Below are 14,739 nucleotides of genomic sequence, written 5' to 3' on the forward strand. Positions count from 1 at the left end.
CCGACCGACCGCTCCCGGCTCTCACTGGGTCCCGGCGTCCGCCGGGATGAGCGGAAGAAGGAGCTGCGCCAGCTCGATCAAACCCGCAGCGGCATCAGCACATACTGCACGCCCACGTCGGCCGGGTCGAGCACCAGGGTCGGGCTGGCCGGGTCGGCGAACTTGAAGTGGGCCGTCTCGCCGGTGATCTGGCCGGCGACGTCCAGCAGGTAGCGGGCGTTGAAGCCGATCTCGAACGGCTCGTCGGAATAGCCGATCTCGACCTCTTCCTCGGCCTGGCCGGCCTCCATGTTGCGAACGGTCAGCTTCACCCGGTCGTTGTCGAAGGCCAGCTTCACCGAGCGGCTTTTCTCGGCCGAGATGGTGGCCACGCGGTCGACGGCCTTGGCGAACAGGCTGTTGTCGATGTCGGCCTGCTTGTCGTTGCCCTTAGGAATGACGCGCAGATAGTCGGGGAAGGCGCCGTCGATGACCTTGGAGGTCAGGCTGGCTTCGCCGAACTCGAAGCGAATCTTCTGGGCCGAGACCTGGACCTCGACCGGGCCGGCGCCGTCGTCCAGCAGGCGGCGGACCTGATCCACCGTCTTGCGCGGCACGATGACGCCGGGGCCGCCCGCCGCGCCTTCCGGCGCCGGGGTCTCGGCCAGGGCCAGACGGTGGCCGTCGGTCGCCACGGCGCGCAGCAGCGGAATGCCGCCGTCGGCCACGGTGTGCAGATAGAGGCCGTTCAGATAGTAGCGCGTCTCTTCGGTCGAGACGGCGAAGCGCGTCTTGTCGATCAGGCGAGCCAGGTCTTCCTTGGGCAGGGTGTAGCGCGCGCCCGAGGCCTCGGTCGACATGACCGGGAAGTCGCCCGCCGGCAGCACCGGCAGGTTGAAGCGCGAGCGACCCGCCGCCACCACCAGACGCGGATCGTCGCCCGAATAGGTCAGCGACACCTCGGCGCCGTCCGGCAGCTTGCGCACGATTTCATACAGGGTGTGGGCCGGGGCCGTGATCTGGCCCTCGACGTTCACCTGGGCCTCGGCCTCGTCGACCATCTCCATGTCCAGGTCGGTGGCGGCGAACGACAGGCGGTCGCGCCCGGCGCTCAGCAGCACATTGGACAGGATCGGAATGGTGTTGCGACGCTCGACCACGCTCTGGACGTGCCCCAGGGCCCGAAGAAGCGCGGATCGTTCGATGGTCAGCTGCATTTGGTCTCGCCCGGTCGCGACGCCGCCGAAGCAGCGTCGCCGTAAATATGGGCAGGAACACTAGCGCATTGAGCGCGGGGGGCAACGGGCAGAGGCGCTTGCCCCCGATTTCCACAGGCTGGGCGCCCCGGAAATCCGCTCATCCCAGTCTTCGCCGGGACGAGCGGAGGGAGAGCTTACCCGCGCAGTTTGCGCGTGAGGGCCTCGACGTCGCGGGCGATCTGATCGTCCTTGGGCATCAGTTCCTCGATCTTGCGGACCCCGTGCAGGACGGTGGTGTGGTCGCGCCCGCCGAAGCGGCGGCCGATGTCGGGATAGGAGCGGGTCGTGTGCTGCTTGCACAGATACATGGCGACCTGACGCGGACGGGCGATGGCGCGGGTGCGGCGCTCGCTCAGCAGGTCGGCCTGCTTGAGGTTGAAGTGCTCGGCCACCGTCTTCTGGATCTCGTCCACGGTGATGCGACGCTCGGGGCCCGTGCGCAGGGCGGCGCCCAGCAGGGACTGGACCTCGTCCACCGTCAGGGCCGACAGACGGCTGCCGGCGACGGCGGCCAGGGTGTTCACGGCGCCTTCCAGCTCGCGCATCGAGCCGGGGGTGCGGTCGATCAGATGCTCCAGCACGTCGGCGCGGGCCTCGCCCGTGACGACGCCCAGCTGGGCCAGGGCGTTCAGGCGCGACTGGGCCACGGCGACCTTGAGGTCGCGGTCCGCCGCCTCGACCGGGCAGGTCAGGCCCGCCGCCAGGTGGCTGCGCAGGCGCGGCTCGACGTCGGTCAGGGCCATGGGCGCGCGGTCGGCCGACAGGACGATCCGCTTGCCGTCCTCGATCAGGGCCGTGAGGGTGTTCAGCAGCTCTTCCTGGGTGCTCGTCTTGCCGCCGACGAACTGGACGTCGTCCAGCAACAGCATGTCGGCCGAACGCAGGCTTTCCTTGAAGGCGGCGGTCGAGCGGTCCTGCATGGCGCGCACGAAGGTCGACAGGAAGCGTTCGGCGGTCAGATAGACCACCTTGGCGTCCGGGCGCAGGCGCTGGGCCTCCCAGGCGATGGCGTTCAGCAGGTGGGTCTTGCCGTAGCCATAGGGGCCGCAGAAGAAGACGGGGTTGAAGTGGCCGTCGGCCCAGGTCGCCACCTGCTTGGCGATGGCCAGGGCGAAGGCGTTGCCGTGGCCCTCGACGAAGCTGTCGAAGGTCAGACGCTCCTGCAGACCGGCGGCGCGCACGGCGCGGGCGCCGTCGGTCGCGGCGGCGAAGGCGGTCGCGGCGGCGGCCGGAGCGATCGGGGCGGGGCTGATCGAAGCCAGGCGCGGGGCGTCGCGCAGGCCCGACGGCGGCGCCGAACCCATCTCGGCGCGGCAGCGCACCTCCAGACGACGCGACAGGCCGTCCAGGCCCAGCCACAGCTCGTTCATGCGACGCAGGGCGTTCTTGCGCACCCAGTCGCGGGCGTAGGCCGTCGGGGTCACCAGGATCAGATTGCCCTGGGAATCCACGCGCACGGCGGAAGGCGCGATATAGGAGCTGAAGGGACCATCCCCGATCTCAGCCTTCAGGCGGTCCGCCGCCTCAGTCCAGATACGGTTGGGATCCGTCATTCCCGCCATTACCGCGCCCCCGATCATTCAGAACACCCGCCACAAGAGTTATCACCGACGAACGCCCTTCGAGACGCCACGTCCAGGGACGACTTCTCTCGCCTCGCGAAGCGGGGCTTCGCAAGCGGGGTCGTACTCACAGACAGACATCTCGCGCCAAGGGAAACCATTGATTTCCCTCGTCTTCATCCCAACAGGACGGAAGCGCGTTACCCCTTCAACTTACCCCCGGCGCGGCGGAGATCAACGCTGATTCGAGTCGAGATTCGCACTTAAATTGATTGACTCCGGCAAACCTCGGCAGGGCTTGGGAAAATGGCGATTTCGCCCCAATCGAGAACCCGAATCCGTAAGCGCGACTTAGGAGCAGACAGCAAGACGGCGAGGGAGCTTGCGCTTCCTCGCCGTTGAAATTCTTACATTCTTTTACGAAATGCCCGTTACAGGCCCTCCGTAGCCGTCACATTGCGCCGTTTGACGAAGCCGTGAAGACCCGTCCGAGCGCCCTGCGAAATCAGGCGGCCGACAGCTTCTTCAGCTGGGCGGCCAGACGGCTGACCTTGCGCGAGCCGGTGTTCTTGTGAACCACGCCCTTCGACACGGCGCGCATCAGCTCCGACTGGGCGGTGATGAAGGCGGCCTTGGCGGCTTCGACGTCGCCGCCCGTCAGGGCTTCCTGGAACTTGCGCAGGTAGGTGCGCACGCGGGTGCGGCGGGCCTTGTTCACTTCGGTCCGCGCTTCGATCTTGCGGATCGCCTTGCGGGCGCCTGCATTGTTGGCCATCGGGTAAAAACCTTCGAACGAAAACGCCGTAAACCACACGTCCACGGCGAGAAAATCTCAAGAGCGGGCGGCTATAGCGGAAAGCCCCCGAACGGTCAACGCGATCCGGCGGGAATTGAGTCGGGGCCGGGGTTTGCGCCCCGCAGCGTCCGGCCCCGACACGGATTCAGCGACCCGTGAAAGCCGGTTTGCGCTTCTCGACGAAGGCGGCCATGCCCTCCTTCTGATCGTCGAAGGCGAACAGGGAGTGGAACAGGCGACGCTCGAACACCACCCCTTGCGCCAGGGTCGTCTCGAAGGCGGCGTTGACCAGCTCCTTGTTGGCCATGACGGCCAGGATGGATTGTCCGGCGATCTTGGCGGCGGCGGCGCGCGCCTCGTCCAACAGGGCGTCAGACGCCACGACGCGCGAGACCAGTCCGGCGCGCTCGGCCTCGGCCGCGTCCATCATCCGGCCGGTCAGGCACATGTCCATCGCCTTGGCCTTGCCCACGGCGCGGGTCAGGCGCTGCGAGCCGCCGATGCCGGGCGCCACGCCCAGATTGATCTCGGGCTGGCCGAACTTGGCCGTGTCCGAGGCGATGATGAAGTCGCACAGCATGGCCAGCTCGCAGCCGCCGCCCAGGGCGTAACCCGAGACCGCCGCGATGATCGGCTTGCGGAAGCTCGCCACCCGGTCGTGGGCGCGGGCGAAGAAGTTGCCGCGATACATGTCGGCATAGGCCTGATCCGCCATCTCCTTGATGTCGGCGCCCGCCGCGAAGGCCTTCACCGAGCCGGTCAGGACGATGCAGCGCACGCTGTCGTCATCGGCCACGCTCTCCAGGAAGTCGCCCAGTTCGCCGGTCAGGGTGGTGTTCAGCGCGTTCAGCGCCTCGGGCCGGTTCAGGGTGACGACCGCATAGCCGCCGGCATGGCGTTCGATCAGCAGGGTGGAATAGGCGTCGGCCATCTGGGCGCTCCTCTATGCTCGTTGCAGGGTGGTCTAGCGCCTCAGCCCTCCCACTGGAACACCTCGCCGATCTCGACGCCGAAGACCTGGGCGATGCGGAAGGCGGCTTCGAGGCTGGGCGAGTATTTGCCCTGCTCCATGGCGACGATGGTCTGGCGCGTCATGCCGATGCGCGCGGCCAGGTCGGCCTGAGTCATCTCATTGGCATGGAAGCGCAGTTCGCGGATGCGGTTCCTGATGGGCGGCGGCGTCTTGCTCATCACCGCCCCCGCTTCAACAGGGCCAGGGACAGGGCCCAGCGCGCCAGCTCCGACGCCATGACGCAGCCCAGGACCGCATTGGCCGCCAGCACCAGGCCGTTGCCGGGGATCATCCACCGCGCCAACCCCTCAGGCTTGAGGCTGCCCCAGAAGCCGACGCCATAGGCGACCGCCGAGATCGTCACCAGCAGGCCGATCAACAGCATCAGAGACACATGGCTGGCCTGCAGCGTCGCTGCGCCTTCACGCTCGTCGCGCGCCCGGCGCTCGGCCTTGGACGTCGTCAGCATGGCCAGGGCCGTCAGCCCGCTTTCCAGAACCACCACAGCGATCAGGCCCAGGATGAACAGACCGCCCATGTCGGCGGCGAAGTCCGCCTGCTTCAGCCCTCCGGCCAGCACCCGCTCGCCGAACCTCCAGGCGTAGGCGCCCCAGACCGCCAACCCGGCGATGATGGCCACCCACAGGTGCTTCTCGCGAAAGCTCATGACGCGCTCCTTGTCCTTCGCAGTTCAGCCGACCCGGCGCAGCCGGGTGATCAGGATCGCATGGCGCACCACCTCCGACAGGGCCAGGGCGAAGATGAAACCGTTGGCCGCCAGCAGCAAAGCCGGCGCCAGAGGGTCAGGCCCCAGCATATCCGGATGACGCAGGGCATAGTTATAGCCAAAGGCCGACAGCGCCCCCAGCGTGCCGCTCATGGTCACAAAGGCCGTGTAGCTGGCCTTCAGGGCCACGCCCTGCTCGCGCTCGTCGACCACGCCCCGCTCGGCCTTCGGCGTGCTGACTGCCGCCAGGATGGAAACGCCGACCTGGGCCGCGATGCTGAAGCCGATGCAAGCCCCCATGGTCCACAGCACCAGATTCTGGGTCAGCGAGCCGTCAGCCGCCTTCAGCCCCAGTCGCACGAAATAGAACCCCCACACCGTCGACGTGGTCAGCAACACGCCCCACGACAGCTTTTCCCTGAACGACATTGGCCGCCCCCTCCTTGATCCCAAGTGATGAGGCGGTGTCGCACAACGCAGACATTGAGTCTATTATTTTTTACATCAAGTCTAATTTGTCCGACATGTCATCGTTTCTGGCAGACCGGACAGAAGAAGGTCGAGCGCCCGCCCTGGACCACGCGCGCCACCACGCCGGAACAGCCCTCGGTGCGGCACGGCTCATGCTCGCGGCCGTAGACGTCGAAGCGATGCTGGAAGTAGCCCTGGCCGCCCTCGACGTTGGCGAAGTCCTTCAGGGTCGATCCGCCCGCCGCGATGGCGTCGGCCAGGACGTTGCGGACCTCGACCGCCAATCGCTCCAGCCGGGGGCGGCTAATCTCGCCCGCCGCCGTCAGGGGCGAGATGCGGGCGCGGTACAGCGCCTCGCACACATAGATGTTGCCCAGACCCGCCACGATACTCTGGTCCAGCAGACTGACCTTGATGTTCTGCGCCTTGCCCGCGAAGGCCTCGGCCAGATGCGCGCCCGAGAAGGCGTTGCCCAGCGGCTCCGGCCCCAGCTTGGCGAACCAGGCGTGCCCTTCGACCGCCTCGGTCGGGATCAGGCCCATGAAGCCGAAACGCCGCGCATCGGCGTAGCCTAGCCGCGTCAGCACCCCGCCTCGGTCGGCCGTCAGGCTCATATGCTCATGCTTGCCGATGACGGGGGCGTCCGTCTCGAACACGCCGGGGGCGACGCCTTCCAGGGTGAAGCGGCCGGTCATGCCCAGATGCGTCACCCAGGTCTCGCCGGTCGACAGCGGAAACAGCAGGTACTTCGCTCGCCGGTCCAGCCGCAGCACCGTCGCCCCCTCCAGCCTCTCGACGAAGCGCTCCGGGAAAGGAAAGCGCAGGTCCGGCCGGTTCTGGCGCGGCGCGGTCAGGCGCGCGCCCTCCAGCACAGGCTCCAGGCCGCGACGGACGGTTTCGACTTCGGGTAATTCGGGCATGGGCGTCAGCTTAGGCGCGGGCGGCTTCTCGGGCGAGGGTAGAAGGGATTATAGGCAGCGGATGACCATGCTTCTCTACGGCCGCCCTCCCGCGGTGTTCGATCCGCCCTCGACGGCGACCCAGACCTCGCCCCTGATCCCCGGCTCGACGGCGCTGGAGACGGTCGCGCCCGGATCGGCCGACGGGGTGATGCTCTATGCGCCGCCCGGCGCGGTTGAGCGGCGCTATACGCTGGCGCTGGCGCTGAAGGCGTTGAAGCCCGGCGGTCGGTTGGACGTCATGGCGCCCAAGGACAAGGGCGGCTCGCGTCTGGGCAAGGAGCTGAAGGGCTTCGGGCTGGAGGTCGCAGAGACGGCCAAGGCCCACCATCGTCGCTGCATCGTCATTCGGCCCGAGGCGGCCGAGGGGCTGGACGCGGCGATCGAGGCGGGCGCGCCGCGCGCGGTTCCGGGACTGGAGGCCTGGTCTCAGCCGGGCGTCTTCGCCTGGGACCGGATCGATCCGGGCACGGCGCTGCTGGCGCAGGTGCTGCCGCCGCTGAAGGGGACGGGCGCCGATCTGGGCTGCGGCTTCGGGGCGCTGTCGACGGTGGTGCTGCGCTCGTCCGCCGTGACGGCCCTGCGGCTGATCGACATCGACCGGCGCGCGGTCGAGGCGGCGAAGCGCAACGTCGAGGACGCGCGGGCCGGCTTCGACTGGGCCGACGTGCGGACGCTGGAGGGGGCAGGCGATCTGAACTTCATCGTCAGCAACCCGCCCTTCCATGACGGCGGAGACGAGGACCGGCGGCTGGGCCAGGCCTTCATCCGCAAGGCGGCCGAGATGCTGAAGAAGGGCGGAACGGCCTGGATCGTCGCCAACCGCCACCTGCCCTATGAGGCCGAACTGGACGCCGCCTTCAAGCGCGTGCGGATGGTGGTCGATCAGGGCGGCTACAAGGTTTTCGAGGCGGTGAAGTGAACTTCCCTCTTCATCGTCACTCTCTGGCTTGTCCCGAGGGTCCATATACGCCGAGCGTCGAAGGCTGCACGCCGACGGCGGCGTCGAGTCTCTGGATACTCGGGTCAAGCCCGAGGATGACGGCAGGGGAAGCAGGCGCATGAGCAAGAAGACCCTTACCTCCCGCGTGGACAAGCTGTTGGGGTCGATGGGCTACGGCTCGCGGGCCGAGATGGCGCGGCTGGGCAAGGCGGGCGGCATCGTGCTGGACGGCGCCGACCTGACCGATGTGTCCAAGCGCATCCCGGTGACGCCCGACCTGCCGACGCGCATGGAGATCGACGGCCAGCCGCTGGACCCCGTGCCGGGCCTGGTCGTCCTGCTGAACAAGCCGCTGGGCATGACCTGCTCGCACAAGGAGGACGGGGCGCTGGTCTATGACGTCCTGCCCGACCGCTGGCGGCGGCGCGATCCGGCGATCTCGACCATCGGGCGGCTGGACAAGCAGACCAGCGGCCTGCTGCTGCTGACCGACGACGGCGACCTGCTGCACCGGGTGATCTCACCCAAGCGCCATGTGGCCAAGGTCTATCGCGCAACGCTGGCGCGGCCCCTGAACGGGATGGAAGGGGCGCTATTCGCCTCGGGCGAGCTGGTGCTGGAGGGCGAGGACAAGCCGCTGGCGCCCGCCGTGCTGGAGGGGGTGTCGCCGACTGAGGCTCTTCTGACGGTGACAGAGGGGCGCTATCATCAGGTGCGCCGGATGTTCGCGGCGGCGGGCAACCACGTCGAGGCCCTGCACCGCGAGCGGCTGGGCGGGCTGATGCTGCCGGATGATCTGGCGCCGGGCGCGTGGCGGTTGCTGAGCGAGGACGAGATCGCTTCGATCTTCGTCTCCTAAACTCCGCTCATCCCGGCGGACGCCGGGATCCAGTGAGAGCTTCACGCGTCGCGTTTGCCGCCAAAGAACTGGGCCCCGGCGTCCGCCGGGGTGAGCGGGAGGTAGAGGGCTGGCGCTTGACCTGTCCTCCGCAGTCGCGCACCTCACCGCCATGACACTGACCAAGATCTGCGGCCTGACGACGCCGGATACGCTGGATGCGGCGCTTCAGGGCGGGGCGGCCTTTGTCGGGGCGGTGGTGTTTCCCAAGAGCCCGCGCCACATTCCGGCGCTGCACGCCGCGACCCTGTTCGACCGGGCGCGCGGAAAAGCGAAGGTGGTCGCCGTGCTGGTCGATCCCGACGACGCCCTGCTCAGCGAGGTCGCCCTGATCCTGCGGCCCGATCTGATGCAGCTGCACGGCCATGAGACGCCTGCGCGTGCGGCCGAGGTGCGAAGGCTGACGGGGGCGGGGATCATCAAGGCCCTGTCGATCCGGGACGAGGCGGACTTTGCGAGCGTCGCCGACTGGACCGGCGTCGCCGATCATCTGCTGTTCGACGCCAGGCCGCCCAAGGGCGCGGACCTGCCCGGCGGGGTGGGAGCCTCGTTCGACTGGAGGCTGATGCAGAACCGGGCGCTTCCGGCAAACTGGTTCCTCGCGGGCGGGCTGGATCCGCAAAATGTTTCCGGGGCGGTGCGGATTTCGGGGGCGCCGATGGTCGATGTCTCCTCTGGCGTCGAAAGCGCGCCGGGTGTTAAGGACCGGGCCCTGATCAAAGCTTTTCTGGACGCCGCATCGCGGTCCTGATTTCGTCGCCTTCCTCCCTGAAGACTTTACGTTGTGCCCCAGACCGTGAACGCTCTCTCGAATTCCTACGCCTGGCCTGACGCCGAGGGGCGTTTCGGCCCCTATGGCGGTCGTTTCGTGCCCGAGACCCTGATGCCGCTGATCCACGAGCTGGAGGCGGCCTATGCGGCGGCCAAGGCGGATCCCAGCTTCCAGGCCGAACTCGACGGCTATCTGGAGCACTACGTCGGCCGCGCCAGCCCGCTCTATTTCGCCGAGCGGCTGACCGAGCATTTCGGCGGCGCCAAGATCTGGCTGAAGCGCGAAGACCTGAACCACACGGGCGCGCACAAGATCAACAACTGCATGGGCCAGATCCTGCTGGCCCGCCGCATGGGCAAGACGCGCATCATCGCCGAGACCGGCGCCGGTCAGCACGGGGTCGCCTCGGCCACCGTCTGCGCCCGCTTCGGCCTGCCCTGCACGGTCTATATGGGCGCCGTCGACGTGGCTCGGCAGCAGCCGAACGTCTTCCGCATGAAGCTGCTGGGGGCCGAGCTGAACCCGGTGACGGCCGGTGCGGCGACGCTGAAGGACGCCATGAACGAGGCGATGCGCGACTGGGTCACCAATGTCGCCGACACCTATTACATCATCGGCACGGCGGCGGGGCCGGCCCCCTATCCAGCCATGGTGCGCGACTTCCAGTCGGTGATCGGCAAGGAGATCAAGGCCCAGAGCCAGCGCCAGATCGGCCGCCTGCCCGACGCCGTCATGGCCTGCATCGGCGGCGGATCGAACGCCATCGGCGCCATGCACCCTTTCATTCAAGACGAGAGCGTGCGCCTGATCGGGGTCGAGGCGGCGGGCCACGGCCTGGACACCCCCGAACACGCCGCCAGCCTGAAGGGCGGGCGTTCGGGCGTGCTGCACGGCAATCGCACCTATCTGCTGCAGGACGCCGACGGCCAGATTCTTGAGGGCCACTCCATTTCGGCGGGCCTCGACTATCCGGGCATCGGACCGGAGCACGCCTGGCTGCACGATCTGGGCCGCGCCGAGTATCTGTCGGCGACCGACGATGAGGCGCTGGAGGCGTTCCAGGCCCTGTGCAAGCTGGAAGGCATTATCCCGGCGCTGGAGTCCTCGCACGCCCTGGCGCGTGCGGGCGAAGTAGCCAAGCAGATCGGCAAGGACGGCGATCTGGTGATCGTCCTGTCGGGCCGGGGCGACAAGGACATTAACACCGTGGCGCAACACCTGGGCGTGGAGTTGTAATGATGAAGATCTTGCTGATCGCCGCCGCTTTGGCGGCCGTTTCGCCGACCCTGAGCCTGGCGCAGAACACGGCGCCTGCGCCACAAGCGCCCGCGGCCCAGGCGCCGGTGCAGACAGCGCCGACCATTCCGCCCGGGCCGCCGGCGACGGGCGTGCCGGTCCTGCCTCCGGCGACGGAATCCGCCGATTGCGGCGGCCTGCTGCGCACCGCGGCCTTCTGCGTGACCGCTCAGATCGATCAGATCGGCGCCCTAGCCGAAGCCTATACGACGCATCTGCAGGGGCAGGGCTGGCTGCCCGCCGACGGCGACGACAACCGCGTCATCTTCGTCAAGCGTCGCGAGGGCGGCGGCTGCGACGGCATGCAGATGGTCGCCTTCTATGATCAGGAAAAGCCGGCCGAAGCGACGGCGCCGGGCTATCTGGGCTTCGCGGTCATTCCGGGCGACGTCTGTACGGCGTCGCCGGTCGCGGGCACGCTGCCGCAATGACGACCGCACGCATCGACGCCCGTTTCGCCAAGCTGAAGGCCGAGGGGCGGGCCGGCTTTGTGCCCTATGTCATGACCGGCGATCCCAGCCGGGATGAGGCGCTGGAAATCCTGAAGGGCCTGCCCGCCGCAGGGGCCGATCTGATCGAACTGGGCCTGGCCTTTTCCGACCCGATGGCCGAAGGGCCGCCGATCCAGCGCGCCGCCCTGCGCGGGCTGAAGGCGGGGATGACCCTACGCGGCACGCTCGATCTGGTCGCTGATTTCCGCAAGGGCGATCAGGATACGCCGCTGATCCTGATGGGCTATCTGAACCCGGTGGAATCCTACGGCTATGAGGTCTTCGCCCGCGATGCGGCCGAGGCCGGGGTGGACGGCGTCATCGTCGTCGACTGCCCGCCGGAAGAGGCCGCGCCCCTGCTCGCCGCGTTGAAGGCCGCCGATCTGTCGCTGATCCGCCTGGCCACGCCGACGTCCGACGACGAGCGTCTGAAGGTCATCGCCGAGGGCACCTCGGGCTTCGTCTACTATGTCTCGGTCGCCGGGGTGACAGGGGTGAAGGAGGCCGTGGCCGCCGATGTGGCGCCTGCCGTCGAGCGCGTGCGCCGCGCAACGAACCTGCCCGTCGCTGTCGGCTTCGGCGTGAAGACGCCGGAACGCGCCGCCGAGATCGCCCGCGTCGCCGACGCCGTCGTCGCCGGCTCGGTCTTCGTCGACGAAGTGGCCGCCGCTCTCGAGGCGAACGAACCCGCCGTTCCTCGCGTTCTGGCCAAGGTGAAGGCCCTGGCCGATGCTGTGAAGACGGCGAGAACTAGTGCTTCCGTGACGGAAACCGTTTAAAGGCCCCGCCCATGGTCGATAAAAATCCCGAGAACAAGGCTCGCGGCGGCTGGCTGTCGCGTTTCGCGCCCGGCGTGCGCAAGATCGTCAGCCCGCGCGACACCCCGGACAATCTGTGGGTCAAGGATCCCGACACGGGCGAGATGCTGTTCCGCTCGGACCTGGAGGCGGCCCTGTGGGTCACGCCGTCGGGCCGTCACATGCGGATCAACGCGCCGACGCGCCTGAAGGCGACCTTCGACGACGGCCTGTATGAGGCGATCGATACGCCCGACGTGCCGGAAGACCCGCTGAAGTTCTCGGACGGCAAGCCCTATCGCGATCGCCTGTCGGCGGCGCGCAAGGCGGCGGGCCGCAAGGACACCATGGCCATCGGTTATGGCCGCATCGGCGGCGCGCCCGCCGTGGTCATCGTGCAGGACTTCACCTTCATGGGCGGGTCGCTGGGCATGGCGGCGGGCGAAGCCTTCATCGCCGCCGCGCGTGAAGCGGTGAAGCGCAACGTTCCTCTGGTCTGCTACACCGCCGCCGGCGGGGCGCGGATGCAGGAAGGCGCGCTCAGCCTGATGCAGATGGCCCGCACCACCCTGGCCGTTCAGGAAGTGAAGGCGGCCAAGCTGCCCTACGTCGTGGTGCTGACCGATCCGACCACGGGCGGGGTCACGGCCTCCTACGCCATGCTGGGCGACGTCCACCTGGCCGAGCCGGGCGCCCTGATCGGCTTCGCCGGTCCGCGCGTGATCGAGACGACCATCCGCGAGAAACTGCCGCCGGGCTTCCAGCGCGCCGAATACCTCAAGGACAAGGGCATGGTGGACAAGGTGGTGTCGCGCGGCGACCTGCCGACGACGCTGGGCCTGATCCTGTCCATGTTGATGGGCGGCGCGGCCCAGAAGAAGGCTGCCTAACCGCAGGCTTTTGCCATGGACCCGATTTCGGAACGCCTGCGCGCCCGGCATCCCCAGCGCATCGACCTGTCGCTGGATCGGATGCGGGCCTTGTGCGCCGCGCTCGGGAATCCGCAGGATAAACTGCCGCCGGTGGTTCATGTCGCGGGCACCAATGGCAAGGGCTCGACGGTCGCCCTGATCCGCGCCATCGCCGAGGCGGCGGGACTGCGCGTCCACGCCTATACCTCGCCGCATCTGGTGCGTTTCAACGAGCGTATCCGGCTGGCTGGGACGCTGATCACCGATGAGGCGCTGAACGCCATTCTCGACCGGGTCGAGGCGGCGATGGCCGAAACCGGCGGCCAGGCCACCGTATTTGAGAGCACCACGGCGGCGGGTCTTCTGGCCATGAGCGAGACGCCCGCCGATCTGGCCGTCGTCGAGGTGGGCCTCGGCGGATCGCTGGACGCCACCAACGTCATCGCCCGGCCCCTGCTCAGCGTCATCACCCCCGTCGATCTGGACCACGCCGAGTTTCTGGGTACGACCATCGAGGGCGTGGCGGGCGAGAAGGCGGGCATCCTCAAGGCGGGCGCACGCGGCGTCGTGGCGCGCCAGTCCGAAGCGGCCATGGCCGTGATCGCGCGCCGCGCGGCCGAGGTCGGCTCGCTCCTGACCGTCATGGGCGTGGATTTCGACGCCTGGGCCGAGCGCGGGGGCCTCGTCTATCAGGATCAGGAGCGGTTCCTCGATCTGCCCGCACCCGCCCTGTCCGGCGCGCACCAGTTCGACAATGCCGGCGTCGCCATCGCCGCCGCGCTGGAGTTGGACCTGCCCGAAGCCGCCATCGCCGAGGGCTTGAAGGCCGTGCGCTGGCCCGCGCGGATGCAGCGGCTCACCAACGGTCCCTATGCCGACAAGGCTCAGAAGGCCGACGCCGAACTGTGGCTGGACGGCGGGCACAACCCGCACGCCGCCCGCGCCCTGGCCCGCGCCCTGTCCGACCGCCAGGCGCGCGCCCCGCGCCCTACGGCCCTGATTGTCGGCATGCTGGCCAACAAGGACGCCGGCGGCTTCTTCGAGGCGCTGAAGGGGATCGACGCCCAGGTCTTCACCGTCGGCTTCGACGGAACGGCCGCCGAGCCGGAGGCTCTGGCCGCCGTCGCGCAGGGACGCGGCTTCGGCGCCCTGGCGGCGGGATCGGTAGACGCGGCGCTCGACCGCGCCCTGGCCTTGGGCGCCGGACGAGTGGTCATCTGCGGCTCGCTGTATCTGGCGGGCGAGGTTCTGGGCGCAAGCCGCGAGACCTGGCCCGTATAAGCAAACGCGCCGCCTCTCCCTCCCCTTCATGGGGAGAATGGTCGCGAAGCGACCGGGTGGGGAGGGCTTGGGCGAAGCGGGCAAAGAAAGAGGCGGCGCCTCTTTCGAAACGCCGCCCCCACCCGACTTCGCCCTGCGGGCTCAGCCGCCCTCCCCATGAAGGGGAGGGAGAATGTCACGTGTCAGTCCGCCTTCACGCCGGCTTCGGCCAGCCATTCGACGATCTTGCCCTTCGGCATGGCGCCGACCTTCATCGAGGTCATCTGACCGTCCTTGAACAGCATCAGGGTCGGAATGCCCTTCACGCCCATCTTGGACGGGACCATGGGGCTGTCGTCGATGTTGACCTTGGCGACCGTGACCTTGCCCGCCAGTTCGTCGGCGATCTGCTCCAGCGCTGGGCCGATCTGCTTGCAGGGGCCGCACCACTCGGCCCAGAAATCCACCAGCACGGGGGTCGAGGACTTCAGGACGTCGGCGTCGAAGCTGTCGTCGGTGACTTTCACAGTCGCCATTTTAGTCTCCTTAAGGGCGCTATCGCTCGCCGCGCGGCGGCTCGCTGCTTGAGCGCAGAACATGTTTCCC

17 protein-coding genes are annotated in these 14,739 nt (G+C 68.3%); 8 read left to right on the forward strand and 9 right to left on the reverse strand.

Going from position 1 to position 14,739, the window contains the following annotated elements:
* Positions 1 to 77: 77 nt before the first annotated feature.
* The 8 genes from dnaN to mutM all read right to left on the reverse strand — a co-directional run bounded on the left by dnaN (position 78) and on the right by mutM (position 6,726).
* Complete coding sequence (gene dnaN / locus AC3A3G_RS10385) at positions 78 to 1,196, reverse strand: DNA polymerase III subunit beta (protein ID WP_003166402.1); 1,119 nt, start codon at positions 1,194 to 1,196, stop codon at positions 78 to 80.
* A 176-nt stretch (positions 1,197 to 1,372) separates the two neighbouring features.
* The gene (gene dnaA / locus AC3A3G_RS10390; RefSeq protein ID WP_487488135.1) at positions 1,373 to 2,791 is read right to left on the reverse strand and encodes a chromosomal replication initiator protein DnaA; all 1,419 of its coding nucleotides are present in this window, start codon (positions 2,789 to 2,791) and stop codon (positions 1,373 to 1,375) included.
* A 514-nt stretch (positions 2,792 to 3,305) separates the two neighbouring features.
* The gene (gene rpsT / locus AC3A3G_RS10395; RefSeq protein ID WP_040346357.1) at positions 3,306 to 3,575 is read right to left on the reverse strand and encodes a 30S ribosomal protein S20; all 270 of its coding nucleotides are present in this window, start codon (positions 3,573 to 3,575) and stop codon (positions 3,306 to 3,308) included.
* A 166-nt stretch (positions 3,576 to 3,741) separates the two neighbouring features.
* Positions 3,742 to 4,527, reverse strand: coding sequence for an enoyl-CoA hydratase (locus AC3A3G_RS10400; protein ID WP_487488136.1), 786 nt, complete (start codon positions 4,525 to 4,527; stop codon positions 3,742 to 3,744).
* 41 nt (positions 4,528 to 4,568) lie between these two features.
* On the reverse strand, positions 4,569 to 4,787 hold the full coding sequence (locus tag AC3A3G_RS10405; protein ID WP_292056748.1) for a helix-turn-helix transcriptional regulator: 219 nt from the start codon (positions 4,785 to 4,787) through the stop codon (positions 4,569 to 4,571).
* Complete coding sequence (locus AC3A3G_RS10410; protein ID WP_412876707.1) at positions 4,787 to 5,275, reverse strand: hypothetical protein; 489 nt, start codon at positions 5,273 to 5,275, stop codon at positions 4,787 to 4,789. Before AC3A3G_RS10410 ends, AC3A3G_RS10405 begins: the two co-directional genes overlap by 1 nt.
* Positions 5,276 to 5,299: 24 nt before the next feature.
* Entirely contained in the window at positions 5,300 to 5,764 is a 465-nt protein-coding gene (locus AC3A3G_RS10415; RefSeq protein WP_487488137.1) for a hypothetical protein, read from the reverse strand.
* A 98-nt stretch (positions 5,765 to 5,862) separates the two neighbouring features.
* Positions 5,863 to 6,726 carry a bifunctional DNA-formamidopyrimidine glycosylase/DNA-(apurinic or apyrimidinic site) lyase gene (gene mutM / locus AC3A3G_RS10420; protein ID WP_487488138.1) on the reverse strand — a complete coding sequence of 288 codons (864 nt, stop codon included), beginning with the start codon at positions 6,724 to 6,726 and terminating at the stop codon, positions 5,863 to 5,865.
* A 61-nt stretch (positions 6,727 to 6,787) separates the two neighbouring features.
* Here mutM and AC3A3G_RS10425 point away from each other — a divergent pair, with 61 nt between their 5' ends.
* From AC3A3G_RS10425 to AC3A3G_RS10460, 8 genes are all read left to right on the forward strand, one after another.
* A complete protein-coding gene (locus AC3A3G_RS10425; protein ID WP_487488139.1) occupies positions 6,788 to 7,687 on the forward strand; it encodes a class I SAM-dependent methyltransferase in 900 nt (299 codons plus the stop codon).
* Positions 7,688 to 7,826: 139 nt separating this feature from the next.
* Complete coding sequence (locus AC3A3G_RS10430) at positions 7,827 to 8,567, forward strand: pseudouridine synthase (protein ID WP_487488140.1); 741 nt, start codon at positions 7,827 to 7,829, stop codon at positions 8,565 to 8,567.
* 151 nt (positions 8,568 to 8,718) lie between these two features.
* Positions 8,719 to 9,357: a phosphoribosylanthranilate isomerase gene (locus tag AC3A3G_RS10435; protein ID WP_200168665.1), complete on the forward strand. Its 639-nt coding sequence runs from the start codon at positions 8,719 to 8,721 to the stop codon at positions 9,355 to 9,357.
* A 45-nt stretch (positions 9,358 to 9,402) separates the two neighbouring features.
* On the forward strand, positions 9,403 to 10,614 hold the full coding sequence (gene trpB, locus AC3A3G_RS10440; RefSeq protein ID WP_487488183.1) for a tryptophan synthase subunit beta: 1,212 nt from the start codon (positions 9,403 to 9,405) through the stop codon (positions 10,612 to 10,614).
* Positions 10,614 to 11,105 (forward strand): hypothetical protein, encoded by a 492-nt coding sequence (locus AC3A3G_RS10445; RefSeq protein WP_487488141.1) that lies wholly within the window; start codon positions 10,614 to 10,616, stop codon positions 11,103 to 11,105. The genes trpB and AC3A3G_RS10445 overlap by 1 nt, the downstream gene beginning before the upstream one ends.
* Positions 11,102 to 11,944, forward strand: a complete 843-nt coding sequence (trpA, locus tag AC3A3G_RS10450) for a tryptophan synthase subunit alpha (RefSeq protein ID WP_200168666.1) — start codon at positions 11,102 to 11,104, stop codon at positions 11,942 to 11,944. Before AC3A3G_RS10445 ends, trpA begins: the two co-directional genes overlap by 4 nt.
* Before the next feature lie 11 nt (positions 11,945 to 11,955).
* Positions 11,956 to 12,852: an acetyl-CoA carboxylase carboxyltransferase subunit beta gene (locus AC3A3G_RS10455; protein ID WP_200168667.1), complete on the forward strand. Its 897-nt coding sequence runs from the start codon at positions 11,956 to 11,958 to the stop codon at positions 12,850 to 12,852.
* 15 nt (positions 12,853 to 12,867) lie between these two features.
* On the forward strand, positions 12,868 to 14,154 hold the full coding sequence (locus tag AC3A3G_RS10460; protein ID WP_487488142.1) for a bifunctional folylpolyglutamate synthase/dihydrofolate synthase: 1,287 nt from the start codon (positions 12,868 to 12,870) through the stop codon (positions 14,152 to 14,154).
* Positions 14,155 to 14,336: 182 nt separating this feature from the next.
* On the opposite strand, the gene trxA is transcribed toward AC3A3G_RS10460, so the two are convergent.
* Positions 14,337 to 14,669, reverse strand: coding sequence for a thioredoxin (gene trxA / locus AC3A3G_RS10465; protein WP_003168818.1), 333 nt, complete (start codon positions 14,667 to 14,669; stop codon positions 14,337 to 14,339).
* Positions 14,670 to 14,739 lie beyond the last annotated feature (70 nt).

This window comes from Brevundimonas sp. Soil_N_31, assembly GCF_057655995.1.

What these genes read in the sequence shown, in the direction of transcription:
- AC3A3G_RS10415 (WP_487488137.1), bottom strand. Translation starts at nt 5,764, where the DNA reads ATGTCGTTCAGGGAAAAGCTGTCGTGGGGCGTGTTGCTGACCACGTCG.
- rpsT (WP_040346357.1), bottom strand. Translation starts at nt 3,575, where the DNA reads ATGGCCAACAATGCAGGCGCCCGCAAGGCGATCCGCAAGATCGAAGCG.
- AC3A3G_RS10460 (WP_487488142.1), top strand. Translation starts at nt 12,868, where the DNA reads ATGGACCCGATTTCGGAACGCCTGCGCGCCCGGCATCCCCAGCGCATC.
- AC3A3G_RS10400 (WP_487488136.1), bottom strand. Translation starts at nt 4,527, where the DNA reads ATGGCCGACGCCTATTCCACCCTGCTGATCGAACGCCATGCCGGCGGC.
- dnaA (WP_487488135.1), bottom strand. Translation starts at nt 2,791, where the DNA reads ATGACGGATCCCAACCGTATCTGGACTGAGGCGGCGGACCGCCTGAAG.
- mutM (WP_487488138.1), bottom strand. Translation starts at nt 6,726, where the DNA reads ATGCCCGAATTACCCGAAGTCGAAACCGTCCGTCGCGGCCTGGAGCCT.
- trxA (WP_003168818.1), bottom strand. Translation starts at nt 14,669, where the DNA reads ATGGCGACTGTGAAAGTCACCGACGACAGCTTCGACGCCGACGTCCTG.
- AC3A3G_RS10435 (WP_200168665.1), top strand. Translation starts at nt 8,719, where the DNA reads ATGACACTGACCAAGATCTGCGGCCTGACGACGCCGGATACGCTGGAT.
- AC3A3G_RS10410 (WP_412876707.1), bottom strand. Translation starts at nt 5,275, where the DNA reads ATGAGCTTTCGCGAGAAGCACCTGTGGGTGGCCATCATCGCCGGGTTG.
- AC3A3G_RS10405 (WP_292056748.1), bottom strand. Translation starts at nt 4,787, where the DNA reads ATGAGCAAGACGCCGCCGCCCATCAGGAACCGCATCCGCGAACTGCGC.
- AC3A3G_RS10425 (WP_487488139.1), top strand. Translation starts at nt 6,788, where the DNA reads ATGACCATGCTTCTCTACGGCCGCCCTCCCGCGGTGTTCGATCCGCCC.
- AC3A3G_RS10445 (WP_487488141.1), top strand. Translation starts at nt 10,614, where the DNA reads ATGATGAAGATCTTGCTGATCGCCGCCGCTTTGGCGGCCGTTTCGCCG.
- AC3A3G_RS10430 (WP_487488140.1), top strand. Translation starts at nt 7,827, where the DNA reads ATGAGCAAGAAGACCCTTACCTCCCGCGTGGACAAGCTGTTGGGGTCG.
- dnaN (WP_003166402.1), bottom strand. Translation starts at nt 1,196, where the DNA reads ATGCAGCTGACCATCGAACGATCCGCGCTTCTTCGGGCCCTGGGGCAC.
- AC3A3G_RS10455 (WP_200168667.1), top strand. Translation starts at nt 11,956, where the DNA reads ATGGTCGATAAAAATCCCGAGAACAAGGCTCGCGGCGGCTGGCTGTCG.
- trpA (WP_200168666.1), top strand. Translation starts at nt 11,102, where the DNA reads ATGACGACCGCACGCATCGACGCCCGTTTCGCCAAGCTGAAGGCCGAG.